Below are 24744 nucleotides of genomic sequence, written 5' to 3'. Positions count from 1 at the left end.
GAATAATGAATAAAAAAACAGTAAAAGACTTAGATGTAAAGGGCAAAAAAGTTCTTGTAAGAGTGGACTTTAACGTACCTTTATCAAAAGAAGAAAAGGGAAAAATAGCAGACGATGCTAGAATTAAAGCAGCAATCCCTACAATTAACTACCTATCGGAAAATGGAGCTAAGGTCATTCTTATGAGCCACCTAGGTAGACCAAAAGGAGAGGCTAATCCAGAATTTTCTTTAAAACCAGTTGCTGATTATCTAGCAAATGAATATAAAGATAAGTTTACTTTTATACCAAGCGATCTTGTTGTGGATGAAAAAGTAAAAGAAGAAGTAAATAAACTTGAAGACGGTCAAATTGCCCTACTTGAAAACACAAGATATAGAAAAGAAGAAACTAAAAATGGTGAAGACTTTGCAAAAGAATTAGCATCACTTGCTGATTTATATGTAAATGATGCCTTTGGTACAAGCCATAGAGCTCACGCTTCAAATGTTGGTGTAGCTAGCATCCTTCCTTCTGCAGTTGGTTTCTTAATTGAAAAAGAAATCGAAGTTATGGGCAAGGCCCTAGAAGCTCCTGACCATCCATTTGTATCAATCTTAGGTGGTGCTAAGGTATCTGATAAGATTGGTGTAATCGAAAACTTAATTACAAAAGTTGATACTATCCTAATTGGTGGTGGTATGGCTTATACATTCCTAAAGGCTATGGGCAAGGAAATAGGAAAATCACTTCTTGAAGAAGATAAGATGGACCTATCTTTAGAATTAATCGAAAAAGCTAAAGCTAATGGGGTAGAGATATTACTTCCAGTTGATGTTGTTATCGCTGATAAAATTGAAGCTGGCGTTGCTACTGAAATAGTTGATATAGACAATATCCCAGTAGACAAGGAAGCACTAGATATCGGACCAAAAACAGCAAAACTTTTTGCAGATAAGATAAAAGAAGCTAAGACAGTTGTATGGAATGGACCAATGGGTGTATTTGAAATAAAAGAATTCTCAAATGGTACCAATGAAGTTGCTAAAGCTCTAGCTGAATCAGACGCTGTAACTATTGTGGGTGGCGGAGATAGTGCACTTGCTATTGAAATGGCTGGCCTAAAAGATAAGATAACCCACGTATCTACAGGCGGTGGAGCAAGCTTAGAGTTCCTAGAAGGTAAAGAACTACCAGGAATAACTGCAATCGAAGACAAATAAGGAGTCAAAATGCGCAAACCAGTAATAGTTGGCAATTGGAAGATGAATAAGACACCTAGTGAAGCGAGACAACTTCTAGAAGAAGTCAAAGCTTTAGATCTTGTTTCAAGTGTTGAAGCAGGATTTTGTGTACCAGCCATAGATTTACTTGTAGCTCAAGAAGTTCTTGAAGGTACAAATATTAATTATGGTGCAGAAAATATGTATTTTGAAGAAAGCGGAGCATATACAGGTGAAATATCTCCACTAATGCTTAAAGATGTTAAGGCAAAATACGTAATTATCGGTCACTCTGAAAGAAGAGAATACTTCAAAGAATGTGATTGCCTTGTAAATAAAAAGGTAAAATCAGCTCTCGCACACGACTTAGTTCCAATTCTTTGTGTTGGTGAAACTCTTGAAGAAAGAGAAGAGAACAAACATGAAGCAAAGGTTAAAGAACAATTAACAAAGAATTTAAAAGATGTAAGCGAAGCAGATATTGAAAAAGTAATCATCGCTTATGAACCAATTTGGGCAATAGGTACAGGTAAGACCGCTTCAGCAGAAGATGCTGATGATATGTGTGGTTTTATTAGAAACTTTATCAAAGAAACTTACAGCGAAGCTGCTAGTGAAAAAATTAGAATCCAATATGGTGGTTCAATGAAACCATCAAACGTAAAAGAATTACTTGCCAAAGAAAATATTGACGGTGGTCTAATAGGTGGAGCAAGCCTTAAAGCAAGTGATTTTGAACAATTAGTTAATTTTAAAAAATAAAAAAATTATAAGGAGAAATAAATGAGCTTAATTACAAGTGTATACGCAAGACAAATTATCGATTCAAGAGGAAACCCAACTGTAGAAGTTGAAGTTGAAACAGAACTTGGCGGTTTCGGTAGAGCTGCAGTTCCATCAGGCGCATCTACAGGTGAATGGGAAGCTGTAGAACTTAGAGACGGCGACAAGGACTACTTCCAAGGAAAATCAGTTCTTAAAGCTGTTGAAAATGTAAATGAAATTATCGCTGAAGAACTTGAATATAACTTTGACGTTACTGATCAAATCGGTATTGACAATGCTATGATCGAACTTGACGGTACAGAAAACAAAGGCAAACTTGGAGCTAACGCTATTCTTGGTGTATCTCTTGCAGCAGCAAAAGCAGCAGCTGATGAACTTGGTATGCCATTATATAACTACATTGGAGGAACAAACGCTAAGCTTCTTCCAACACCAATGATGAACATCCTAAACGGTGGTGAACACGCAGATAACTCAGTTGATATCCAAGAATTCATGATTTTCCCACTTGGTGCTGAAAGCTTTTCACACGCTCTTCAAATTGGTACAGAAGTATTCCACAACCTAAAATCAGTTCTTTCAAGCAAAGGCTATAACACAGCTGTTGGTGATGAAGGTGGATTTGCTCCAAACCTTAAATCAAACGAAGAAGCTCTAGAAATCATCTGCGAAGCTATCAAAGCTGCTGGATATGAACCAGGAAAAGATGTTTATATAGCTATGGACTGTGCTTCATCTGAATTCTACAACAAAGAAGACGGTAAATACCACCTTGATGGAGAAGGTACAGTTAAGACAGAAGATGAAATGATTGACTGGTTAGAAGAATTAGTAAATAAATATCCAATTATCTCAATCGAAGACGGTCTTGATGAAAACGACTGGGAAGGTTGGGCAAAACTAACAGAAAGACTTGGAAAGAAAGTTCAACTTGTTGGTGATGATTTATTTGTTACAAACACAAAGAAACTTGAAAAAGGTATAGCTGAAGGCGTAGCAAACGCAATCCTTATCAAGGTTAACCAAATCGGTACTCTTACAGAAACATTAAATGCAATTGAAATGGCTAAAGAAGCTGGATATACTGCAATAGTTTCTCACAGATCTGGTGAAACTGAAGATACTACAATTGCTGACCTTGTAGTAGCTGTAAACGCAGGCCAAATCAAAACAGGTGCACCTTCAAGAACAGACAGAGTTGCTAAATACAACCAACTTCTAAGAATAGAAGATGAACTTTGGGATGATGCTAGATTTAAAGGCCTAGACGCTCTTTACAACCTAAAATAAGATGATTTTTAAGGACTTGTTTCTAAGGAAGCAAGTCTTTTTTAATAAATATTGAAATACAAGGCAATTTGTGGTATTATAAAACAGTATGAACGGAGGTGTCTATATGTCAAATTTGCTTGCAGTAATTATGATGATTGCATCAGCAATAGTTATAGTTGCAGTTACATTACAAGATCCTAAAACTGACGGGCTAGGAGCTTTGTCTGGAACAAAGACAAATGTTTTTGGTAAAAGTGCACATAAATCAAAAAATGAAATGCTAGACAAGGTTGTTATTTTTGGAGGAGTACTTTTATTTTTAGGAAGTATAATATTTATAGCAATAAATTAGGAAGGGGTCAAGGGTTTTGACTCCTTTTTTTATTAGGAGTCGTAAGGAGAGTAGATATGAATATAAAAGAATTAATATTAAATTTAATATACGATGACGACTACATACCTATGACCTTAAAGGAATTAGAAATTTATTTAAAAGCTGATAGATACACAAGATCAGCTGTGAAGGACATTGTAGACGAACTCGTTAATGAAAATAAAATAAGAATATCAAATAAAAAAAGAATCATGCCTTTAACAGATGATGAACTTAATCTTATTGGTAAGATATCAATGGCAGCTGGCGGCTATGGATTTTTTATTTCTGATAATAAAGACTTTGACGATGTTTATATCTCAAGAGATAGGCTAAATGGGGCCCATAATAATGACAAGGTCAGGATCAAAATTATTAGACAAAAAGAAACAGCAAAGAATGCCGAGGGCGAAGTTTCTGAAATTTTAGAAAGAGCTAATGAGGAATTAATTGGGACATATCAAGCGAGCAAAAAGTTCGGATTTGTAATAGTTGATGATAGGTCTCATACTGATGATATATATATAGTTAAAAATAATTCACTAGGTGCAAAAAATGGAGACAAAGTAGTTGTCGAGATTATTTCATACCCAAAAACAGGCAATCCTGAAGGAAAAATAATTGAAATAATTGGCGGTAAGAATGATAAGAATATAGATGTTTTATCGATAATAAGACAAGAAAAAATCCCTACTGAGTTTTCAAAGCAAACAAAGAAAGAACTTTTGTTTATAGGTGATGAGGTAGGGGATGAAGAACTTATAGGTAGGACTGACCTCAGCGAACTTTTTACAGTAACAATTGACGGCAGGGATTCAAAAGATTTTGATGATGCCATCTCTATAGAAAAAAATGAAGACAATTATGACCTTTATGTCCATATAGCTGATGTTAGCCATTACGTAAAAAGACATACAGCTCTTGATGATGATGCCTATGAAAGGGGTAATTCTACTTATCTTTATAATATAGTTATCCCTATGCTTCCAGAAAAATTATCAAATGGTATTTGTTCTCTAAATCCAGGTGAAATCCGACTTGCTATTACTGCAAAAATGACTATTGATAAGAAGGGTAAGGTTGTAAATAATAATTTTTATGAATCTTTCATTAAATCTGATAAGAGACTTGTTTATGACGATGTAAATGACTTTTTAGAAGGTGATAATGATATCTACGATGATGAAATCCTAAAAGAAAAATTAAGGCTTTTTAATGAACTTTATAAAATTTTAAGAAAATCAAGAGAAAATCGTGGATCAATAGACTTTAATTTTGAGGAAAGCCAAATCGATGTATCAGAAACTGGTAAAGTTTTAAATATTGAAGCTCTTGAAAGAGGACCTGGTAATAAGATGATTGAAGAATTCATGCTTATAGCCAATGAAACTGTAGCAAGTTTATTTGCCTATATGGATTTTCCTTTTATTTACAGGATCCACGAAAAACCAAGCGAAGAAAAACTTGATGGCTTTAAAAGAGCCTTAAATGCCATGGGATATAATATAAAGGGAAATGACCTACACCCAAAAGATTTTCAAAACATCTTAAAAGAAGTAGAGGGCAAGAAGGAAGAAAAAATCATTAATATGCTCATGTTAAGGACTATGAAGAAGGCTAAGTATGCAAACTATAATGATATACATTTCGGTCTTTCTACCAAGTTCTACACCCATTTTACAGCCCCTATAAGAAGGTATCCTGACCTAATAGTTCATAGGATACTAAAATATTTCATAGAAAATAAATTAAATAAGGTAAATCAAACGAGTCTTGAATCAAATCTTGAACAAGCTGCTGATCATCTATCAATTACAGAAAGGCGAAGCGAGGAAGCCGAAAGAGCTGTAGAAGATTTAATGAAGTGTAAATATATGACACGTTTTATTGGAGATATCTTTGATGGTAGGATTTCATCTATCACTGAATTTGGTATGTTCATAGAACTTGAAAATACAGTAGAAGGCTTATTTATGTATAAATTTTCTGACCATAGATATGACTTTATAGAAGACAGTCTGAGAGCCTTTGATGTTGATTCTAAGAAATATTATTCAATCGGCCAAGAAGTTAGGATAAAAGTTATAAATGTAGACCTAGTTAAAAGAGAAATAGACTTTTATTTGGAGGATGAAGATGAAATTATTAGCCAATAATAAAAAAGCCTTTCATGATTATTTTATAGAAGAAAAATACGAGGCAGGACTTGAGCTAAAAGGAAGCGAAGTAAAATCTATAAAAGCTGGCAAGGTTTCGATTAAAGAAGCTTTCATTTCTGACCGAAAGGGTGAAATGTTTGTTTATGGTATGCATGTGACTCCATATACGGAAGGATTCGATAAGATAGACCCAACAAGGACTAGGAAACTTTTGCTCCACAAAAAAGAAATAAATAAATTAATAGGCAAAAAAACAGTTGACGGTTATACCCTAGTACCACTTAAAGTTTATGAAAATAATGGTCTAGTAAAGATTGAAATTGCACTTGCCAAGGGTAAAAAAATGTACGACAAGAGAGAATCAATCAAGAGAAAAGACGATAAGAGGCGTATGGAAAGAGCCCTTAAGAATTACTAAAAATTATGAATTATATTAGAATGAGCGAAAAAGATTTGGATATTATTACAAGTCTTTACGTAAGATACTATAATGAAAATGAAGATGGAACTTGGACTTTTGAGAAAGCCTACAAAAGGATTAGGCAAGTATTGCTTACTTCTGACTCTTATTGCCTAATTCAAGAAGTTAATGGCCTCTATACAGGATTTTTGATGGGCTATATTAAAGAATATGATGATTTAAAATCTTATTTCCTAGAAGAAATCGTAGTTTTTAAAGATTATCAAAATAAAGGACTTGGGACCTTATTCATTAGTGAACTTCAAAAGCAATTAATGAATAGGGACGTAAGTATGATTGAATTAATGAGCGTAAATGATGCCAAGCACTTAAATTTTTATGAAAAATTTTCATTTGAGAAGTCAAGTAACCTCTTAGTTATGAGTAAGTTTATATAAAAAAGTCCTCTATTTAGTAAAGACTAAGTAGAGGAATTTTTATTCTATTACAAATTGTTTAAATACATATAACAAACGTCGGCCAAAAGACCGCTGCCAAGATACAGTGTATCTTCATATATATCAAACTTAGAAGAATGATGAGGATATGTTTGGCCATCAGAATGTGGTTTTAGATTATTTAAGGAAATGTAAGTTCCTTTTGCTTTTTTTAAGAAAAAGGCAAAATCGTCAGCACCCATTGTTGGATTTTTAAGATTAATCACTTTATCAATTCCAAATAGATTTGTTGCAGTCTTCAATACAAAATCTGTGAAATCATCATCATTAATTAATGATGGGTAGTATCTTTTATAAGAGAATTCCGCCTTAGCCCTATAAGCTTGGGCAATATTTACCGATACTTCTTTCATCCTACTTTCTAAGAAATCTCTAGTTTCATCGTTAAAACACCTAACAGTTCCTTCTTCGAAGACGTGATCAGGAATAACATTTTGGTTAACACCTCCATGAATTTGACACACAGATATTAAAGCAGGGTTTAGAGGGTCAATCTCTCTTGAAATTATCTTATAAAAGGCATTGTTAATCTCGCTTATAATTGATATAGGATCTATAAATGATTCTGGCCTAGCTCCATGACCACCCTTGCCAATAATTTTTAAGGTGAAAGCATCCATACTTGACATCATTTCGCCTTTTTTAATAGCGATAGTTCCTTTCGGGTATTTTCCAAAAAGTCCTCCTTCATGGATAGCGATGACCCTATCGACCTTAGGATTTTCCATACAGCCTTCATTAATCATAGGTTCTGCACCACCGGGAATTTCCTCACCTGGTTGGAAAAATACCTTGACTAAGCCTCCTAATTTGTCCTCGTTCGCCTTTAAAAGTTCACATGCACCTAATGCCATGGCAACATGTCCATCGTGACCACAGGCGTGCATAAGGCCCTTATGGAGGGATTTAAACTCCAAATCAGTTTCCTCTTTGATTTCTAGACCATCCATATCAGCTCTGATTGCTATACATTTGTCCTTGTGATTTCCAATATAGGCAACAAGAGCATTACCACCGATGAGTTTATCATAAGAGATTCCCATTTCATCTAATCTTTTACAAATATAAGCACTTGTCTTCGGAAGATTTAATTCAAGCTCTGGTATTTGGTGAAGTCTTCTTCTATCATATATTATTTTATCTTCAATTTCTTTTGCTAGTTCTAAAAAATTCATACCAATCTCCTGGTTTTATTATAACACATTAGTATTTCTTTATTTAGAAAATTTGTCTTGTATAGTAGAAGAGAGGTAGAAATGAATATTAGAAATATAAATAAAATTGAAATGGATTCTCTTATAATTTTTTCCAAAGATGAGGGAATTTTATTTGAAAAAACTAATGAAGAAAAAATTAATATAAGGTCAATTGCTAAGTTTGTAACTAGCCTTGCTTGCGGTATTCTAATGGACAAATCAAATGGTGATTTTAATGAGGATACACTTATTTATGATATTTTAAAGGATAAAGTTAAAATTTCTAATAAGAAAAATCTTCCAAAGCTTAAAAATATACGTGTCAAAGATTGTCTGACCCACACCATGGGTTATAGAGATATAATTTTAATGAGTAAGGATATAGGGGATATGAATAAGGATACACTCATAGAATATGCCTTATCATATCCTTTATATTTTAAGCCAGGTGAAGAGTTTTTATATTCTAATGCAGGTTATTATGTACTCTCAGCGGTTATGCAGGAATATCTCGGTTATGACTTATATGATTTTATAAATGATAATCTATTTAAAAAATTAGGAATTGATAATTCACGCTGGGACAGGTATGGAAAGTACCTTGTAGGTGCTAGCAAATTATATTTAAGTGCGGATGACCTTTTAAAGCTAGGAATTTTAGTAATGAATGATGGAGTCTACAAAGGAAAAATGGTAGTGTCTTCTGAGTGGATAGAGAAGATTTCTAGTAAAGTATATAAAAACGAAAAGGATTATGAAGATCAATTCTATTTATCAAATGATTATTATGGCTATGGACTTTGGAGTGGTAAGGATGGAGTGACATATGCATCAGGAACTGGCGGTCAATATGTTATTTTTTTAGAAAAAGAGGGTATTATCATAGTGACTTGTAATGGAGGATACCCAAATAAGGTACCGACCACTAAAAATCAACTTGATTCTATTATAAAAAGCGTAAGAGAGGAATAAAATGGATTATAATTACTTAATTAAACACACTGAAACTTATGAAAATTATAAGGAACTTTTGGTAAGAGTTAACGAGATTTTAGATAAACTAGAAAGTGATAGGGAAGATTTTGATAAGCTTGTAGAATATTACTACAGTGATCAATTTCAAAAAGATTACGATGACTCAAATCAAGGCAAGATAGATTCTTCAATTAACCAAGGAATTTTAACTGAAGATGCCATATATGATCTTATGGGCGATGATTATTACCTTGCCTTAAGATTTTTAGACCTTGCTAATAAAATGATTCAACAAAAATAAAAAAATGCACTCAAGCTTAGGGCGAGAGTGCATTTTTCTTATCTTCTTCTTTTGCTAAATGAAGTAACAACAGCGCTTGCTACAAGGATTGCAACAATAGCTTCTGGTATAGCGTTGGTGACAAAAGCAGAAAAAATAGTTTTTGCTGCAAGATCTGGACTTATACCAATAGCTTCAGCATATTTTTGCGCATATAGGATATAAATTAGACCTAGAACTAAACCTGAGTTGGTTAGAGTTCCCATAAATGAACTAACAGCTATGGCAAAATTTGCCTTTTTATTTTTGACAGATAAGTAAAGCATAGTACAAGCAATTAGTAAAAATATAACTGAAAATATTTTATTTATTAATGCTACTTCTGTCATAAAGGACTTTATGGTTACATAGCTAAGGATAATTACAATTACAGACCAAAAAATATTCATAAATAAACGAAGTTTATTATTATCCTTATCCTTAAGAGCCTTGTAGATTAGTCCAGTGACCACACCGATCAATATTCTAGGTAATATAGAAATAAGCGGGTTATAAAAGACGAAAGATATTGGCCCTGGTCTAGTCATTGCATTAAATAGAGAGAAAAAACCAAATATCATGCCAACTAGTCCGCCTACAACAGGTCCTTGAAGGATGCCCGCAATTATAACAGGAATATGTAAGCTAGTTATAGATAGCATGCCTAGAGGTATAAATCCTAGGGGAGTTAGGCCAAGCATTATAACAATTGAGCCCAGAATACCAACAGTGGTGAGATTTTTTGTTTCTAATTTCATTAATTCCTCCTAAATCTCAAACTTTCTTATATTATACGACGAAAAATGAAAAGTAAAGGCCTAATTGATAAAAAATTAATAATTTATTTTAATTTATAAAATTAGAAATTTTCAAAATGAATTCTAAGAAAATAAAAACAAAAAAAGAAGGCGATTGCCTTCTAATTTTAATATTTGGTGCACCATCAGGGATTCGAACCCTGGACGCCCTGATTAAGAGTCAGGTGCTCTACCAGCTGAGCTAATGGTGCATACTTTCTGTTGACTACCTTTATAGTATAACACCATATATAGCTTGTGTCAAGTTTTTATTTAGAAAATTTCCAAATTTTTAGTATTTGATCTGAGATATCGTTATAGTCCCATTCTATGATAGAATTTTTCACGCTATTTGGATCATTTATAATAAATTTGCCGTCCTTATAGGAATCAATTACTAATATATGGCCATAGAGAGTAAAGTATCCTCTACCAACAGATATTAATAAGGGACCTTCTTCTAGTGCCTTAATCATTTTATCCTTATCTAGGTTAACGTCCTCGACTTTCACCTTGTATTCTTTGGAAATGTGATCAATAAATGCCCAGTCCATGCCACCATCATTCATAAATTTGGAAGCTTTCTTAGCCATCTCATTTGGATAGATTAAATTACCTGTCATCCTTGACATAATCATAGCCATTGATGTTGGTCCACAACCTGAAATACCGATATTGGTAGGGTAAAGTGTATCATAGGCCCATCTATTATCCCATTGGATAAAATATGGGGTTTTTCTTTTTAGCTTTACAGATTCACCCTTATAAAAATTGAAGTCGGTAAAATTATGGTTCTTATTGTATACGAATTCTATAGTATCTGGATCATTACCAGTTAAATATGCGTCAACATTGTCCAGATTATAAAAATTATCATAGACCCACTCGGCTTTTTTGTCTTTCTTTGCTGCCTCTTCAACATTTTTTATTAAATCTTCTTTAACTTCAGATTTTTTCTTTGGTTTAACTTCGTATGTAAAGTCCAAGAAATCTTTTCTTTTAAAGGTGTCGCTGGCTAGGGATTTTAAATCTTCAATTATTTTTACACTTTCTTCATCTATAAAGCCTTTGATATCAATATCAGGTCCTTTGGAACAAGATGTAAGGCTAAATAAAGATAAAAGTACTATTAATAGTTTTTTCATACTTACATTTTACTAGAAATAAATTTTGCTTCAATTAAATAAAACTTTAAAATTTTTATTTTTAGTATATAATATACGGGTAATGTTTCTTGGCACCCATTACTAAAAAAAATCAAGGAGAAAAAAATGAAAGAAAAGTTTATTAGTTTAGACGATACTAATTTTTTAGTTAAGTCTGCAGGTGTAGCAGCTTTATATGCTGTATTGACACTTTTATTGCCAGTTGCGTCCTATGGTCCAATTCAATTTAGGTTTAGTGAAATTTTGGTACTATTAGTATTTTATAACAAGAGATTTATACCAGGACTTGTTTTAGGATGTGCTATAGCAAATTTATTTAGTCCAATGATGTTATTTGACGTCGTATTTGGGACACTTTCATCATATATAGCTTTTATATTAATGCAAAGAGCTAAAAATCTATACGTTGCATCAATATTTCCAGTTTTATTAGTTTCAGTACCTGCTATTGGAACTTGGCTAATCTTAGCTAGTGATGAAGTATTTTTCGTACTTTTGATGCAATTTATGTTAAGTGAATTCGTTATGGTTTCAATTATCGGTGTATTGTTATTTAAGATACTTGAAAAAAATGAAGGATTCATGTCATATATATATAATTTTTAAGAAAAAACTCCTCCAGCCAAATAGGCTAGGGGAGTTTTAATTATATTAGATCTTGTTTAGTTTATCGATTATTTTTTCAATCTCTTCAATTTTTTCTTTGATGTCTTCTTCATTTTCTTGCTTAAGACTATCATAGACGCAATGTTCAAGGTGACCTCTTAAAACATCTTTATTTATGTTTTTTAGAATTGAAATTGAGGCCATAACTTGATTAGATATATCAATACAATACCTATCGTCTTCTATCATTTTTATCAAACCATCAATTTGACCACTGACAGTTTTTAACTTTCTGATAGTTTTATTTTTATCAGCCTTCATTTACTACTTTTGAAGACCCTTATATTCGTAACCTGCTTCGTTAATTGCATCACTAACTACTTTTTCATCAATATCACCTTGGTAAGAAACCTCAGCATTTTTATTATCTAAGTTTACAATAACTTCATTTACGCCATCTATTTCTTCTAAAGCGTTTTTAACATGCTTAGCACAGTTATTACAGCTCATTCCATCAACATTTACAATCATTTTTTTAATTTCGTTCATTTCATTCTCCTTTAAAATTTCGTTTTTATTATCTGTTTCATTAGAATATGTTTCTGACTTTGACTTAAATCCTCTAAGCCTAAGTGAGTTTAGACATACAAATACTGATGAGAAACTCATTGCAAGTGAAGCAAACATTGGATTTAAAGTTAGACCAAATTTTGGATACAAGAGACCTGCAGCGAGAGGGATTAGGATAATATTATAAAAGAAAGCCCAGAATAAGTTTTCTTTTATAGTTTTTATTGTTGCCCTTGATAAGTCAATTGATTTTACAAGGTCTAGCAGACTATTCTTAACCAAAACTACATCGGCAGAATCAATTGCAATATCTGATCCTTTGCCAATAGCGATACCAATATCAGCTCTTGCGAGGGCTGGGGCATCATTTATACCGTCACCAACCATTGCAACTTTTTTATCTTCTGCTTGGAGTGTCTTTACAACCTTATCCTTATCTTGCGGAAGTACTTCAGAAAATTTTTTATCAATATTTAAACTTTTCCTAATGGCTTCTGCAGTAATTTCATTATCTCCAGTAACCATGGTAATTTCGAATCCTTCTTTTTTTAGAATATCAATAGCAATTTTAGAAGAATCTTTAGCCATATCTTTTGCTGCGATTAAGCCTATAACTTCTATATCATTAGCAAAATACATTGAAGTCTTGCCATCTTTGGAAAGTTTGTTGTTTAGTTCTTGATAATTATCTAGATTTATATTATTCTCTTCCATAAGCCTGAGGTTACCAGCATAATAAAGATTATTATCAATTTCCCCCTTAATACCTCTTCCAACAATAGATTCGAAATCATCTACTGGTAGGAGCTGTATGTTTTTTTCTGCTGCATAAGTATTAATAGCATCAGATAGGGGATGTTCTGATAAATGCTCTAAAGATGCTGCAATCTCTAAGAAAGATTTTTCATTAATTTTTGTAATTATATCTGTGACAACTGGTTTCCCTTCAGTTATTGTTCCTGTTTTATCAAGTAGGATTGTATCAACCTTATGAAGGTTTTCTAGACTTTCAGCATTCTTAAATAAGAGTCCAAGCTCTGCTGACTTACCAGTAGCAACCATGATTGCCATTGGTGTTGCAAGTCCAAGTGCACATGGACAAGATATAACAAGAACTGAAATCATAAGATTTAGTGCAAATTCAAAGTCTTTGCTAATTATATACCAGCTTATAAATGTAATTAATGAAATAATAATTACAGCAGGTACAAAAATTGCAGAAATTTTATCGGCAAGTTTTGCAATAGGTGCCTTAGTCTCATTAGCCTCATTTACAAGGCTAATAATCTGGGAGAGTGTTGTATCTTCTCCAACTCTAGTTGCCATAAATTTAAAGGAACCTTGCCTGTTGATAGTTGCAGAAATTACTCCATCTCCTATAGTTTTGCTGACTGGAATTGATTCGCCTGTGATAGCTGCTTCGTCAACTAGGGAAGAGCCTTCTGTAATTTTTCCATCGACAGGTATTCTCTCACCGGGCCTTATAACAATAATGTCCCCTTTTTCTATATCAGCAGAGTCAATCTCAACTTCTACATTATTTCTAATTACTCTTGCTCTTTCTGGAGCCAGGTCCATTAGGTTTTTTAAAGAAGCCTTGGTTTCTCCCTTACTTCTTGCTTCAAAATATTTTCCTAGCGTAATCAATGTAAGAATCATTGCTGAAGATTCAAAATATAGGTTATGCCTGTAAGCATCTATTGTTTCAAAATCACCTAGTCCTGCAGCATGTGCCATTCTCATAATTACAAAAATACCATAAACTAAAGCCGATGATGATCCAAGGGCTATAAGAGTATCCATATTTGGATTTCCATTTTTAAGGGACTTAAATCCGGAAACAAAGAATTTCTTATTTACAAATATTACAGGAATAGTTAATAAGAATTGAACAAAGGCATTATTTATAGCACCTTGACTTCCTACTAAAAAACTTGGAATAGGTAGACTTATCATCGGTCCCATTGAAATATACATTAGGATAATCATGAAGAAAAAGGATACCTTTAGCCTAAACTTTGTATTATCTTCTTCAAGTTCTTTTAAGTTTTCCTTTTCATTTTTAAAAGAATTTTCATTATTTTTAAGCCTAGCCTCATAGCCTGCTCTTGAAACTGCTTCAATTATATCGCTATCTGAAATTTTATTTGGATCGTATTCTACACTCATTGATTCATTTATAAGGTTTACATTCACTTCATTAACACCAAGTTTTTTCACAGCCCTATCTACAGCTGCCTGACAAGAAGCACAAGTCATCCCATAAACGTCAAATTTTTGTTTCATTAAACCTCCTTTCACACCCCTAGGGGGTATATATAAACTATATTTACTGAATATATTTTGTCAAGTATAATGTATTAAAGGAGTAAATATGAAAAGATACCATATTATTTTTAAGGGTAGGGTCCAAGGAGTAGGTTTTAGGTTTCAAGTAAAAATGCTAGCGGATAGTCTAGGTGTTACGGGAACTGTTAGGAACATGTATGATGGTAGTGTAGAAGTTTGTATCCAGGGAAATAAAAATCAGCTTATGAATTTTTTTAAAGGACTTGAAAATATAAACTTTGCACTCATAGACAGCAAAAATATTCATGAAGTTTCTGTAATAGATGGAGAATCTGACTTTCAAATAGTTTATTAATATTGAAATATTGGTAAAAAAAGGATATAATAGTTGCATGAGTTTAAAAAGCAAATGGGTTAAAGTATTAGCCAAATCAATTAGAAGTACATTAAAGTTATTTAATAGGAAAGCAACATCCCTACCTGGTTATATAGCTTATAAATTAGATAAGGACATATTAAAGGAATTATCTAAAAATACTAAGTTTATATTTGTTACAGGTACGAATGGCAAAACAATGACAACCCACTTTTTAGTATCTATACTAAGAGAACATTATCCAATAGTTTTGACTAATGAGTCTGGATCAAATATGGTTCAAGGAATAATCACTTCCCTACTTGATAACCCTGCTGATAAGGAGACTGTAGCAGTTCTTGAAGTAGATGAGGCAAACATAGTTAGGATTGGTAAATATATCAAGGCTGATTATGTTGCACTTACAAATATTTTCAGGGATCAGATGGATAGGTTTGGCGAGATTTATAATATATTAGATAAGATACTAGAAGGTCTCGACCTTATGCCAAATGCAAAAATAATTGCTAATGGAGATTTACCAGTTTTCTCATATGATAATTTAAAAAAGTTTGATCCAATTTATTTTGGAATCAGAGCTGATGAAAACAAAGGCTATGATAAAGATGCTGAATTCAACTCGGATGGTATACTTTGTCCATCTTGTCACAGCGTACTCAAATATAGGACAGTAAATTATTCTTCCTTGGGAGATTTTTCTTGCCCTAACTGTGATTTTAAATCGCCTGAAATAAGGTATGAAATAGAAAAAATCTCAAGTCTTGATCCTAATCATTCTAAGTTTGAAATTTCTGGCAAGCCATATGAAGTTAATGTTGGCGGGGTTTATAATATTTATAACGCCCTGACAGCTGTTTCAGTTGCCTATGAATTAGGACTTACTTATGAAGAGATATGTAGGGGATTAAAAAAACAAAAAAATGTCTTCGGTAGGCAAGAAAATGTAGATATTTTAGGTAAAAATCTTGTCATTAATTTAGTTAAAAATCCTACTGGGTTAAACCAGGTTATAGATCTTGTTATGCTTGAGGAAAAACCAGTTAGTCTTATTTGCTTGTTAAATGACAATTACGCTGATGGACTTGATGTAAGTTGGATTTATGATTCGTATTACGAAAAACTAAGAAATTTAGATATAAGAGATGTATATGTATCTGGCAAGAGAAAAAAAGATATGAAAAGAAGACTTGAAATAGCGGAGATTTTTGAAGGTGAGATTAAAGAATTTGATTATGAAGAAGAAATAAAAGACCTTATCAAAAATGCGAAGACAGATAATATTTACATCTTATCGACCTATACAGCTATGCTTAAGTTAAGGGAGGTGCTTGCCTTATAAGAAAGATAAGAATATGCCACCTATATGGTAACCTTTTAAATACCTATGGAGATGTTGGAAATTTAATGGCTTTTGAGTATGAACTTAAAAAAAAGGGTATAGATTCTGAAAGAAAGATTGTATCAATTGGCGATGATTTCAAAGCTGAGGATTATGATTTCGTATTCTTTGGTGGCGGCCAAGATTATGAGCAGTCAATAGTAAAAGATGATCTTCTAAAAAAAAGAGAGGAACTTGTTAAATATATAAATAACGATGGATTATTCCTTGCAATTTGCGGAGGATATCAACTTTTGGGTAAGTATTATTATAACGCCGAAGGTGAGAAAATTGAAGGCTTAAATATCTTTGACCACTATACTTTAAATCAAGATTCCAAGAATCGTTTCACAGGTCAGATAAAAATTTATGTAGAAAAATTTGACGAAACTTGTTTGGGATTTGAAAATCACGGCGGAAGAACATTTTTATCTGAAAATCAAAAACCATTTGGAACTGTAATTGAAGGAAATGGCAACAACGGAGAAGATAAAACTGAAGGTTTTATCTATAAAAATACTATTGGGACATACTTGCACGGTCCGATTTTAGCAAGAAATGAGAATTTGTGCAAAAAAATCATAGAAATAATTTTATAAGGAGCAAATATGATGAGTGAATCAAAACTAAGAACACAAGAAGCAGATGAATTATTTGAAGCAATTTTAATGCTCAAAGACGTTGAAGAATGTTATCAATTTTTTACTGATATATGTACAGCAAGAGAAATTCAATCTATTTCTCAAAGACTTCATGTAGCAAAACTACTTAAGATTAGAAAAACATATTCAGTAATTGAGGAAGAGACTGGAGCATCAACAGCAACTATATCTAGAGTTAACAGATCTCTAAACTATGGTGCAGGCGGTTATGACCTAGTTCTTGAGAAACTAATTGAAAAAGATTTGAAAGAATCAAAAGAGTAAGGCCACTTACTCTTTTTTTATGGTATAATGTTATGGTTAAGGAAGGATGTGTAGATGAATTTAGATAGGTTAAATGATAGGCAAAAAGAAGCTGTTTTACATAAGGATGGACCTCTTTTGGTTTTGGCAGGAGCTGGAAGCGGGAAAACTTCCGTCCTTACATCGAGTATTGCCTACAAAATAAAAGAAGAATCTGTAGATCCTAGAAATATATTAGCCATTACCTTTACTAACAAGGCTGCAAACGAAATGAAAGAAAGGGTAAGTAATCTACTTGATATGGATGTATCATATCTATGGATTGGGACATTTCATTCAATATGCGCCAGAATCCTTAGAATGAATATAGATAAGATTGGTTATTCAAATAATTTTACAATTTATGATACACAAGACCAGAGAACTCTTATAAGGGATATTATAAAAGAATTGGGATATAAGGATGATATAAATCCAAGGCTTGCTCAGAGCATCATTTCTAATGCTAAAAATAAGTCTTTAAGTCCTGCAGATTTTTTAAAAATGAATTTCTATATGCAAAATGCTGATGAAATCGCAGAAATTTTCAAAGTATATGAGAAAAAGAAGTATGAATACAACGCTTTAGACTTTGATGATTTAATAGAAAAAGTTTTAGATCTTTTTGCTAAAGATAGAGATACACTTAAATACTACCAAGATAAATTTGATTATATTTTTGTAGATGAATTTCAGGATACAAATAACTCCCAATATGAATTAATAAAATTTATTTCTGGAAAGAAACAAAATGTAGTTGCAGTTGGTGATGCTGACCAATCAATTTATTCTTTTAGAGGAGCTGATATTAGAAATATTCTGAATTTTGAAAAAGACTTTTTAAATACAAAAATTATCAAGCTTGAACAAAACTATAGGTCTACATCAAAGATTTTAAATGCTGCAAATGAACTAATTGCAAATAATTTAGAAAGAAAAGAAAAAAATCTTTGGACAGATAAGGGCGATGGATCAGATATCATATACAAAGAGACATCTGTAGAAAGCGAAGAAAGTAAGTTTGTGATAGATACAATCAAAGATCTATTAAAAGAAGGCCATAAAGAGAGTGATATTGTTATTCTTTATAGGACTAATGCCCAATCAAGACCTTTTGAAGAAGCTTTATTGAAAAATCTAATTGACTATAAGGTGGTTGGTGGACTTAAATTCTACGACAGAAAAGAAATCAAAGATTTAATTGCCTACCTAAATATTTTGGTAAACAGCAAGGACGATGTAAGCCTAAAAAGGATTATTAATGAACCAAAACGTGGGATTGGCGATAAGTCTATCGAGCAAATCGAAAAAATTGCAACTAGCCATGGCATTTCTATGTTGGATTTGATAATAGATCCAAATTTTTCAGTACTTTTAACAGGCAGACTAAGAAAATTAACAGATAAATTTTATAAGCCTCTCGAAGATATTTTTAAAAATGTTGATAAGTATCAGATTGTGGATCTAATTAATGATGTACTTGATAAGACTGGATATTTAAGAACTCTTGAAAAATCACTTCTTGTAGAAGATAGAGCAAGAATTGACAATATTAATGAGTTTATTTCTTCCGCAGCTGACTATCAGGAGTCAAATCCTGGAGACTCCCTAAGAGATTATCTAGAAAATCTCTCCCTTTTGTCAGAAATAGATAAGACTGAAGAAAGTCTAGAATCTGTATCCCTAATGACCATGCATCAAGCTAAGGGACTTGAGTTTCCAATTGTCTTCATAGTGGGTCTTGATGAAGGACTCTTTCCAGGAAAGAGAAGTCTGGATGAAGGAAATCTTGAAGAAGAACGTAGACTTTTTTACGTAGGAATAACTCGTGCAGAAGAAAAGCTTTATATGACTAGTTCTCAAATGAGAAGAAATTATGGCAAAGTAAATTATTACAAGCCATCTCGTTTTCTAGATGAAATCAAGGATTTAATTCATAAAGAGGCCAATAAAGATTTTATTGAATATAATACTAGATCATATGAACGAGCAATGAATGAAGACTATATGAGAGAAAAGGCCAGACAATCTATTCTTGATTTAAAGAAAAAGCCTTTAAAGAAAGATGACTCAACCTACCTGGTAGGAGATACTGTTGAACACAGTAAATGGGGTAGGGGAATGGTCGTTCAGGTAAAGGAAAGTCCAGATGGCAATGAATTGATAATTGCTTTTGATAAAAAAGGACTTAAAAAACTGAATCAAGATTATGCGCCAATAAAAAAGGTATAGATATGAACAAATTTGATGAACTTAATAATTTAATAGAACAAATCAATGACCTTGACTATAACTATTATACTCTCGACAAGCCTTTAGTCTCTGATGGCGAATACGACAAAATTTATGATAGTTTAGTGAAATTACAGAAAGAGCTTAATTATATACCAGAAAATTCACCAACAAATAGAGTTGGAGGGCAAATTTTAGACAAGTTTGAAAAGCATTTTCACATTACAAGGCTTCTAAGCCAGGACAAGGCTCAGTCCTATGATGAACTAAAAGACTGGATTGAAAGGTGTCAGAGATTAAAAGAAACTTATGAAGTAACGAATGGAGAAAAACTCCCAGACTTAGAATTTATTATGGAATATAAGTTTGATGGTCTTACAATAAACCTTACTTATGAAAATGGTATACTTAAAACTGCGGCTACTAGAGGAAATGGTATTGTTGGAGAAGAAGTAAAGGCCCAGGCAGAGACAATTAGGTCTATTCCTTTTACAATTAAGGAAAAGTCGCTTCTTGAAATTCAAGGTGAGGCTCTAATGCCATTGTCAGAGCTAGCTAGGTATAACAAGGAAAATGAAATCCAGCTTAAAAATGCAAGAAATGCTGCAGCTGGCGCTATCAGAAACCTTGATACCAAAGAAACTGCAAAAAGAAGACTTACTGCATATTTTTATGCCGTTCCAACTAATAATCTTGATTTCAAAGATGAAGAAGAGATGCTAGAGTTTTTAAAAGAAATGAAGCTTAATGTTCATCCTTACCATAAAAAAGTTAAAAGCTTAGATGAAATAATCTCAGAGCTTGAAAGGATTGAAAAGGAGAGAAAAACTCTAGATGTACTAACAGATGGGGTAGTAATAAAAATAAATGACAAGAAAACTCAACGAGCGCTTGGCTTTACAGAGAAATTTCCAAGGTGGTCTATTGCTTATAAATTTGAGGCAGAAGAATTTACTACAAAACTCCTTGATGTAGTTTGGAATGTAGGAAGAACTGGAAAGGTAACACCTTCTGCAATTCTTGAGCCTGTTGATTTTTCTGGGGTTACAGTATCTAGAGCAACTCTAAATAACTACGACGATATTGAAAGAAAGAGAGTAAGGATTGGATCTGATGTCTTCATTAGAAGGTCAAATGATGTTATACCTGAAATTCTAGGCGTTGTTGATGAAGACCAACCAGGGACAAGAAAAATTGAAAAACCAACTCATTGTCCATACTGTCATAGCGATTTAATTCAGGAAAAAGTCCACATTGTTTGCCCTAACTCCATTTCATGTACTCCTCAGCTTCTAGCTAGGATGGAACATTTTGCTTCAAGAAATGCTATGGATATAGAAGGCTTATCAGAAAAAACCATTGGCCAACTTATAGAAGAATTAGGTATAAAAGAAATTTATGATATATATGATTTGACCTATGATGAGTTAATAAAACTTGAAAGGTTTGGGTCAAAGAAAACCCAGAACTTACTAGAAGCTATAGAAAATAGCAAAAATAGAGATTTAAATGCATTTATTTATGCTATAGGAATTCCAAATGTGGGAGAGAGAACAGCAAGAGATTTGGCTAATAAATTTAAATCTTTTGATAAATTGAGGAATGCAAAAGTAGATGAATTAGTAGAGATTGACGATATCGGGGAAATTACTGGAGAAAATATAGTAGAATTTTTTCACGATAAAAATATAGTAGATTCTATAGACATACTTTTATCTAAGGGTATCAAACTTAATAATCCAAGTGGAGATTCAAATAATTCAAGGAAATTGGAAGGAATTAATTTTGTAATCACTGGTACTATCGACGGTTACAATAGAGATGATATTAAGAAGATGCTAGAAGATAATGGTGCAAATGTAAGAGGCTCTGTTTCAAAAAACACAGACATAGTTCTTGCAGGAGAAAAAGCTGGTTCTAAAAAAGATAAGGCTATAGAATTAAATGTTGAAATATATGAAGATAAGAAATTATATGATTTCTTATCTGGATTAAAAGGAGAATAGAATGGATGTAAAAGAAGTAGAGAGAATCTATAACCTAAGCCATTTAAGTTTGGAAAATCAAGATAAAGAAATGATTGCCCAAAAATTTAATAGAGTACTAGATTTTATAGAGGGAATCTTTGTGGTTGACACAGACGATGTAGAGATGACTGAATATATCAAAACCCATAAGGCTGTATTTAGAGAAGATAGGCCAAAAGAATCCTTAGCAAGGTCAAAGGCTTTAGAAAATGCTAAGGACACAGAATATGGTTATTTTAGATTAGATTGGAAGCTATAGGAGCAATAATGGATATAAAAGCTATTATAGAAAAATATAAAAACAAAGAAATAAGTGTAGAAGAAAATACAAAAAACATATTAGATAAAATCAAGAATGATAAGACAAACGCCTACATCACCTTTGATGAAGAAGATTCGCTAAAAAGAGCTAAAGAACTTGATGAGAAGTTAGCCAAGGGTGAGGAATTAGGTTCACTTTTTGGACTTGCAGTTGCAGTTAAGGATAATATTTCATATAAAAATATGGATATGACCTGTGCTTCAAAGATGTTAAAAGGCTTTAGACCTATGTTTGATGCTAAGGTTGTAGATAATCTTTTGAAGGAAGATGCAATTATCATTGCAAAAACAAATATGGATGAGTTTGCTATGGGTGCTAGGGGTAAGACATCTGTCTACGGTCCAGTAAAAAATCCTATTGATGAATCAAGAGTAACAGGTGGATCTTCATCAGGCTCAGCAGCTGCTGTTGCCAAAGGAGATGTTCTTGTAGCACTTGGAACTGATACAGGTGGGTCTGTTAGATGTCCTGCAAGTTATTGTAATATTATAGGCTATAAGCCAACATATTCAATGATGAGTAGAAATGGTGTTGTTTCAATGGCTAACACTTTAGACCAAGTGTCTGTATTTGCTAGAAATGTTTCGGATGTAAGAACTGTTTCTCAAACAATAGAAGGACCAGATTCAAACGATATGACAGTAAGGCTTGATGATTATAAGTATGAAATTGAAAATTATGATTTTAAAGGCAAAAAAATTGCCTATATTCCTGCAGATGACGAGATGCATAAGGATATCGACCCTACTGTTGTAAAAGATTACAATTTTGCTCTAGATGAACTTAAAAAACTAGGTGCAGACTTAGCTCCTATTAATTTAAAGTATTCTAATTATGCTAACCAAGTTTATAATGTAGTTATGTCTAGCGAAGTATCATCAAACATGTCAAGGTTTGACGGAATTAGGTTTGGATATCAAAGTGATAATTACACCTCCGTTGAAGAATTATTTATAAATTCAAGAACAGAAGGTCTTGGTGAGGAAGTTCAAAGAAGAATTGCCCTTGGAACTATGTACCTATCCGCTGATGATAATCAGAGAGTTTTTAAACAAGGCCTTAAACTTAGAACTTTAATTAAAAAAGAATTAGAAGAAGTTTTTGAAACTTACGACCTAATTATTACTCCAACTGTTACAAACTTACCACCATCTCTTGATGATGATTATATGGATCCTTTGAGTGATTTTAAATCTGATGGTTTTAATGTTATTGTAAATCTTTCAGGCATGTGTGGTTTATCAGTCCCTGTTAGGGAGGGTATATCAGGATCAGTTCAATTTATTGCAAATGCAAATGAAGATAGCAAATTATTAAATGCTGGCGAAGAATTTTTAAGGAGTTTAAATGAAAACTAAAACAATAATAGGTCTTGAGATCCACGTTGAGTTATCAACAGCTACAAAAATGTTTTGCTCCTGTAAAAATGAATTCGGAGCAGTTCCAAATACAAATGTTTGTCCAATATGTTTAGGCCATCCAGGCACACTTCCACAAATGAATAAAAGAGCTGTGGAATACGCTGTAATGGCAGGTCTTGCCTTTAATTGCAAGATTAGAAATGACCAAAAGGTTGATAGGAAAAAATATTTTTACCCAGACCTTGTTAAGGGCTACCAATTAACCCAATTTGAAAAGCCATATGCTTACGAAGGCTACCTTGAACTTACAAGCGGCAAACACATAAACATTAGAGAAATTCATATGGAAGAAGATACTGGTAAGTCAAACCATAACGATGATGACACAGTTCTTATGGATTATAACAGAGCGGGAGTTCCTTTAATTGAAATAGTTACAGATCCAGATATGTCATCACCAGAAGAAGCAAGAGAGTTTGTTGAAACTCTTGCATCTACTTTAAAATTCCTTGGTGTTTCTGACTGTATAATGGCGGAAGGATCTATGCGTGTTGACGTAAACGTAAATATCAAGGACGAAGAATCAGGTCTTAGAACAGAAATAGCTGAGATTAAAAATATTAACTCAATAAGGGCTATAGAAAACGCCCTTACTTTTGAAGTTCAAAGACAGACTGCACTTCTTGAAAAAGGTCAAACAGGTGTTAAAGAAACCAGAAGATGGGATGATATCGAGCTTGAAACTATCCATATGAGAAATAAAGAAGTAGGCAATGACTATAGGTTTTCTGCTGATGGTGATATACCAGATATTTACCTATCTGATGAATTTATTGAAAATATTAGAGAGAACTTACCAGAACTTCCAAGTAAAAAACAAGCTAGATATATGAAAGATTACAAACTTTCTGAGTACGATGCAAACCTATTAAGCCATGATAGGAATCTTGCAAGTTTATTTGAATCAACTGATAAATTAGTTAAAGATTCAAATACAACAGCAAATTGGATCCTAACTGAATTATCTAGAAGACTTAACGAAGCCGAAGAAACAGCAGATAATATGGCATTATCTGTAGAAAATTTTGCAAAATTGATAAACCTTGCTAAGAATAACAAGATCAATAATAATGTAGCAAAAAAATTGTTAAGAGAAATATATACTTCTAATGAGGATCCAGAAAAACTTGCAGAAGAAAGAAACCTTCTACAAATCTCAGATTCTTCTTTCCTAGAAGATATTGTTAGTGAAGTTCTTCGCGAAAATCCTCAATCAATTGAAGATATCAAAAATGGTAAGGATAGGGCCTTTGGTTTCTTAGTTGGACAAGCTATGAAGAAGACAAAAGGTAAGGGTAATCCTCAGGAAATCAATAAATTACTAAAAGAAAAATTAGGAGAATAGGAAGTGCTAAGGCGCTTCCCTTTTTCTAATGAAGACACTGATAAAAGAATGATTTTAGGATTTAAAAATAT

Annotated in this window: 24 protein-coding genes and 1 tRNA gene; 19 read left to right on the top strand and 6 right to left on the bottom strand. The window is 32.7% G+C overall.

Translation table 11 applies throughout. From position 1 onward, the window contains the following. Window positions 1–5 precede the first annotated feature (5 nt). The 7 genes from AC1EJ5_RS03170 to AC1EJ5_RS03140 all read left to right on the top strand — a co-directional run bounded on the left by AC1EJ5_RS03170 (window position 6) and on the right by AC1EJ5_RS03140 (window position 6650). Entirely contained in the window at window positions 6–1202 is a 1197-nt protein-coding gene (locus tag AC1EJ5_RS03170; RefSeq protein WP_311486188.1) for a phosphoglycerate kinase, read from the top strand. Between the two features lie 9 nt (window positions 1203–1211). Next, a complete protein-coding gene (gene tpiA, locus AC1EJ5_RS03165) occupies window positions 1212–1964 on the top strand; it encodes a triose-phosphate isomerase (protein WP_479814481.1) in 753 nt (250 codons plus the stop codon). A 21-nt stretch (window positions 1965–1985) separates the two neighbouring features. Continuing rightward, entirely contained in the window at window positions 1986–3278 is a 1293-nt protein-coding gene (gene eno / locus AC1EJ5_RS03160; protein ID WP_223420406.1) for a phosphopyruvate hydratase, read from the top strand. 106 nt (window positions 3279–3384) lie between these two features. Further along, window positions 3385–3612: a preprotein translocase subunit SecG gene (secG, locus tag AC1EJ5_RS03155; RefSeq protein ID WP_223420405.1), complete on the top strand. Its 228-nt coding sequence runs from the start codon at window positions 3385–3387 to the stop codon at window positions 3610–3612. A gap of 56 nt (window positions 3613–3668) precedes the next feature. Beyond that, window positions 3669–5789, top strand: a complete 2121-nt coding sequence (rnr, locus tag AC1EJ5_RS03150; RefSeq protein WP_479814478.1) for a ribonuclease R — start codon at window positions 3669–3671, stop codon at window positions 5787–5789. Then, the gene (smpB, locus tag AC1EJ5_RS03145) at window positions 5770–6210 is read left to right on the top strand and encodes an SsrA-binding protein SmpB (protein ID WP_223420403.1); all 441 of its coding nucleotides are present in this window, start codon (window positions 5770–5772) and stop codon (window positions 6208–6210) included. Before rnr ends, smpB begins: the two co-directional genes overlap by 20 nt. 5 nt (window positions 6211–6215) lie before the next feature. Continuing rightward, complete coding sequence (locus tag AC1EJ5_RS03140) at window positions 6216–6650, top strand: GNAT family N-acetyltransferase (RefSeq protein ID WP_479814476.1); 435 nt, start codon at window positions 6216–6218, stop codon at window positions 6648–6650. 47 nt (window positions 6651–6697) lie between these two features. Here the strand turns inward: AC1EJ5_RS03140 and AC1EJ5_RS03135 are convergent, their stop codons facing one another. Beyond that, window positions 6698–7885, bottom strand: coding sequence for a M20 metallopeptidase family protein (locus tag AC1EJ5_RS03135; RefSeq protein ID WP_479814474.1), 1188 nt, complete (start codon window positions 7883–7885; stop codon window positions 6698–6700). A gap of 81 nt (window positions 7886–7966) precedes the next feature. On the opposite strand from AC1EJ5_RS03135, the gene AC1EJ5_RS03130 reads away from it, so the two are divergent. Together AC1EJ5_RS03130 and AC1EJ5_RS03125 are read left to right on the top strand one after the other, a co-directional pair. Continuing rightward, window positions 7967–8878, top strand: a complete 912-nt coding sequence (locus AC1EJ5_RS03130) for a serine hydrolase domain-containing protein (protein WP_479814472.1) — start codon at window positions 7967–7969, stop codon at window positions 8876–8878. 1 nt (window position 8879) lies between these two features. Continuing rightward, on the top strand, window positions 8880–9182 hold the full coding sequence (locus AC1EJ5_RS03125; RefSeq protein WP_479814470.1) for a DUF4298 domain-containing protein: 303 nt from the start codon (window positions 8880–8882) through the stop codon (window positions 9180–9182). 38 nt (window positions 9183–9220) lie between these two features. Here AC1EJ5_RS03125 and AC1EJ5_RS03120 read toward each other — a convergent pair whose 3' ends face one another. The 3 genes from AC1EJ5_RS03120 to AC1EJ5_RS03110 all read right to left on the bottom strand — a co-directional run bounded on the left by AC1EJ5_RS03120 (window position 9221) and on the right by AC1EJ5_RS03110 (window position 11142). Then, window positions 9221–9958 carry an ECF transporter S component gene (locus AC1EJ5_RS03120; RefSeq protein WP_223420398.1) on the bottom strand — a complete coding sequence of 246 codons (738 nt, stop codon included), beginning with the start codon at window positions 9956–9958 and terminating at the stop codon, window positions 9221–9223. A 175-nt stretch (window positions 9959–10133) separates the two neighbouring features. Continuing rightward, window positions 10134–10209: transfer RNA gene (locus tag AC1EJ5_RS03115), tRNA-Lys, on the bottom strand. Window positions 10210–10266: 57 nt separating this feature from the next. Continuing rightward, window positions 10267–11142, bottom strand: coding sequence for a C39 family peptidase (locus AC1EJ5_RS03110; protein ID WP_311480050.1), 876 nt, complete (start codon window positions 11140–11142; stop codon window positions 10267–10269). 126 nt (window positions 11143–11268) lie between these two features. Here AC1EJ5_RS03110 and AC1EJ5_RS03105 point away from each other — a divergent pair, with 126 nt between their 5' ends. Next, window positions 11269–11769, top strand: a complete 501-nt coding sequence (locus tag AC1EJ5_RS03105; protein ID WP_348938316.1) for a QueT transporter family protein — start codon at window positions 11269–11271, stop codon at window positions 11767–11769. A 45-nt stretch (window positions 11770–11814) separates the two neighbouring features. Here AC1EJ5_RS03105 and AC1EJ5_RS03100 read toward each other — a convergent pair whose 3' ends face one another. Both AC1EJ5_RS03100 and AC1EJ5_RS03095 read right to left on the bottom strand, forming a co-directional pair. After that, window positions 11815–12090: a metal-sensing transcriptional repressor gene (locus AC1EJ5_RS03100; RefSeq protein WP_348936897.1), complete on the bottom strand. Its 276-nt coding sequence runs from the start codon at window positions 12088–12090 to the stop codon at window positions 11815–11817. Window positions 12091–12093: 3 nt separating this feature from the next. After that, the gene (locus AC1EJ5_RS03095) at window positions 12094–14625 is read right to left on the bottom strand and encodes a heavy metal translocating P-type ATPase (RefSeq protein ID WP_479814467.1); all 2532 of its coding nucleotides are present in this window, start codon (window positions 14623–14625) and stop codon (window positions 12094–12096) included. An 88-nt stretch (window positions 14626–14713) separates the two neighbouring features. Between AC1EJ5_RS03095 and AC1EJ5_RS03090 the strand changes: the two genes are divergently transcribed. The 9 genes from AC1EJ5_RS03090 to gatB are packed head-to-tail and all read left to right on the top strand — an operon-like array spanning window position 14714 to window position 24673. Beyond that, window positions 14714–14983 carry an acylphosphatase gene (locus tag AC1EJ5_RS03090; RefSeq protein ID WP_479814465.1) on the top strand — a complete coding sequence of 90 codons (270 nt, stop codon included), beginning with the start codon at window positions 14714–14716 and terminating at the stop codon, window positions 14981–14983. Window positions 14984–15020: 37 nt separating this feature from the next. Next, a complete protein-coding gene (locus AC1EJ5_RS03085; RefSeq protein ID WP_479814463.1) occupies window positions 15021–16343 on the top strand; it encodes a MurT ligase domain-containing protein in 1323 nt (440 codons plus the stop codon). A 5-nt stretch (window positions 16344–16348) separates the two neighbouring features. Continuing rightward, window positions 16349–16981 (top strand): type 1 glutamine amidotransferase, encoded by a 633-nt coding sequence (locus tag AC1EJ5_RS03080; protein WP_479814503.1) that lies wholly within the window; start codon window positions 16349–16351, stop codon window positions 16979–16981. Between the two features lie 12 nt (window positions 16982–16993). Then, window positions 16994–17308, top strand: a complete 315-nt coding sequence (locus tag AC1EJ5_RS03075; RefSeq protein WP_223420703.1) for a YerC/YecD family TrpR-related protein — start codon at window positions 16994–16996, stop codon at window positions 17306–17308. A 54-nt stretch (window positions 17309–17362) separates the two neighbouring features. Next, complete coding sequence (locus AC1EJ5_RS03070) at window positions 17363–19558, top strand: ATP-dependent helicase (protein WP_479814461.1); 2196 nt, start codon at window positions 17363–17365, stop codon at window positions 19556–19558. Between the two features lie 2 nt (window positions 19559–19560). Next, window positions 19561–21564, top strand: a complete 2004-nt coding sequence (gene ligA / locus AC1EJ5_RS03065) for an NAD-dependent DNA ligase LigA (protein ID WP_479814459.1) — start codon at window positions 19561–19563, stop codon at window positions 21562–21564. Window position 21565: 1 nt separating this feature from the next. Continuing rightward, complete coding sequence (gene gatC, locus AC1EJ5_RS03060) at window positions 21566–21844, top strand: Asp-tRNA(Asn)/Glu-tRNA(Gln) amidotransferase subunit GatC (protein WP_479814457.1); 279 nt, start codon at window positions 21566–21568, stop codon at window positions 21842–21844. A gap of 8 nt (window positions 21845–21852) precedes the next feature. After that, a complete protein-coding gene (gene gatA, locus AC1EJ5_RS03055; RefSeq protein ID WP_479814455.1) occupies window positions 21853–23265 on the top strand; it encodes an Asp-tRNA(Asn)/Glu-tRNA(Gln) amidotransferase subunit GatA in 1413 nt (470 codons plus the stop codon). Beyond that, window positions 23255–24673: an Asp-tRNA(Asn)/Glu-tRNA(Gln) amidotransferase subunit GatB gene (gatB, locus tag AC1EJ5_RS03050; protein ID WP_308749076.1), complete on the top strand. Its 1419-nt coding sequence runs from the start codon at window positions 23255–23257 to the stop codon at window positions 24671–24673. The genes gatA and gatB overlap by 11 nt, the downstream gene beginning before the upstream one ends. The last annotated feature ends 71 nt before the right edge of the window (window positions 24674–24744 follow it).

It is taken from the genome of Anaerococcus sp. C0059F3 (assembly GCF_056590475.1).
This window is presented reverse-complemented; position numbering and strand designations above follow the sequence as displayed.

What these genes read in the sequence shown, in the direction of transcription:
- AC1EJ5_RS03085 (WP_479814463.1), top strand. Translation starts at nt 15,021, where the DNA reads ATGAGTTTAAAAAGCAAATGGGTTAAAGTATTAGCCAAATCAATTAGA.
- gatC (WP_479814457.1), top strand. Translation starts at nt 21,566, where the DNA reads ATGGATGTAAAAGAAGTAGAGAGAATCTATAACCTAAGCCATTTAAGT.
- AC1EJ5_RS03170 (WP_311486188.1), top strand. Translation starts at nt 6, where the DNA reads ATGAATAAAAAAACAGTAAAAGACTTAGATGTAAAGGGCAAAAAAGTT.
- AC1EJ5_RS03095 (WP_479814467.1), bottom strand. Translation starts at nt 14,625, where the DNA reads ATGAAACAAAAATTTGACGTTTATGGGATGACTTGTGCTTCTTGTCAG.
- eno (WP_223420406.1), top strand. Translation starts at nt 1,986, where the DNA reads ATGAGCTTAATTACAAGTGTATACGCAAGACAAATTATCGATTCAAGA.
- gatA (WP_479814455.1), top strand. Translation starts at nt 21,853, where the DNA reads ATGGATATAAAAGCTATTATAGAAAAATATAAAAACAAAGAAATAAGT.
- AC1EJ5_RS03075 (WP_223420703.1), top strand. Translation starts at nt 16,994, where the DNA reads ATGAGTGAATCAAAACTAAGAACACAAGAAGCAGATGAATTATTTGAA.
- AC1EJ5_RS03090 (WP_479814465.1), top strand. Translation starts at nt 14,714, where the DNA reads ATGAAAAGATACCATATTATTTTTAAGGGTAGGGTCCAAGGAGTAGGT.
- smpB (WP_223420403.1), top strand. Translation starts at nt 5,770, where the DNA reads ATGAAATTATTAGCCAATAATAAAAAAGCCTTTCATGATTATTTTATA.
- ligA (WP_479814459.1), top strand. Translation starts at nt 19,561, where the DNA reads ATGAACAAATTTGATGAACTTAATAATTTAATAGAACAAATCAATGAC.
- AC1EJ5_RS03110 (WP_311480050.1), bottom strand. Translation starts at nt 11,142, where the DNA reads ATGAAAAAACTATTAATAGTACTTTTATCTTTATTTAGCCTTACATCT.
- AC1EJ5_RS03105 (WP_348938316.1), top strand. Translation starts at nt 11,269, where the DNA reads ATGAAAGAAAAGTTTATTAGTTTAGACGATACTAATTTTTTAGTTAAG.
- rnr (WP_479814478.1), top strand. Translation starts at nt 3,669, where the DNA reads ATGAATATAAAAGAATTAATATTAAATTTAATATACGATGACGACTAC.
- AC1EJ5_RS03100 (WP_348936897.1), bottom strand. Translation starts at nt 12,090, where the DNA reads ATGAAGGCTGATAAAAATAAAACTATCAGAAAGTTAAAAACTGTCAGT.
- secG (WP_223420405.1), top strand. Translation starts at nt 3,385, where the DNA reads ATGTCAAATTTGCTTGCAGTAATTATGATGATTGCATCAGCAATAGTT.
- gatB (WP_308749076.1), top strand. Translation starts at nt 23,255, where the DNA reads ATGAAAACTAAAACAATAATAGGTCTTGAGATCCACGTTGAGTTATCA.
- AC1EJ5_RS03135 (WP_479814474.1), bottom strand. Translation starts at nt 7,885, where the DNA reads ATGAATTTTTTAGAACTAGCAAAAGAAATTGAAGATAAAATAATATAT.
- AC1EJ5_RS03125 (WP_479814470.1), top strand. Translation starts at nt 8,880, where the DNA reads ATGGATTATAATTACTTAATTAAACACACTGAAACTTATGAAAATTAT.
- AC1EJ5_RS03130 (WP_479814472.1), top strand. Translation starts at nt 7,967, where the DNA reads ATGAATATTAGAAATATAAATAAAATTGAAATGGATTCTCTTATAATT.
- AC1EJ5_RS03120 (WP_223420398.1), bottom strand. Translation starts at nt 9,958, where the DNA reads ATGAAATTAGAAACAAAAAATCTCACCACTGTTGGTATTCTGGGCTCA.
- tpiA (WP_479814481.1), top strand. Translation starts at nt 1,212, where the DNA reads ATGCGCAAACCAGTAATAGTTGGCAATTGGAAGATGAATAAGACACCT.
- AC1EJ5_RS03140 (WP_479814476.1), top strand. Translation starts at nt 6,216, where the DNA reads ATGAATTATATTAGAATGAGCGAAAAAGATTTGGATATTATTACAAGT.
- AC1EJ5_RS03070 (WP_479814461.1), top strand. Translation starts at nt 17,363, where the DNA reads ATGAATTTAGATAGGTTAAATGATAGGCAAAAAGAAGCTGTTTTACAT.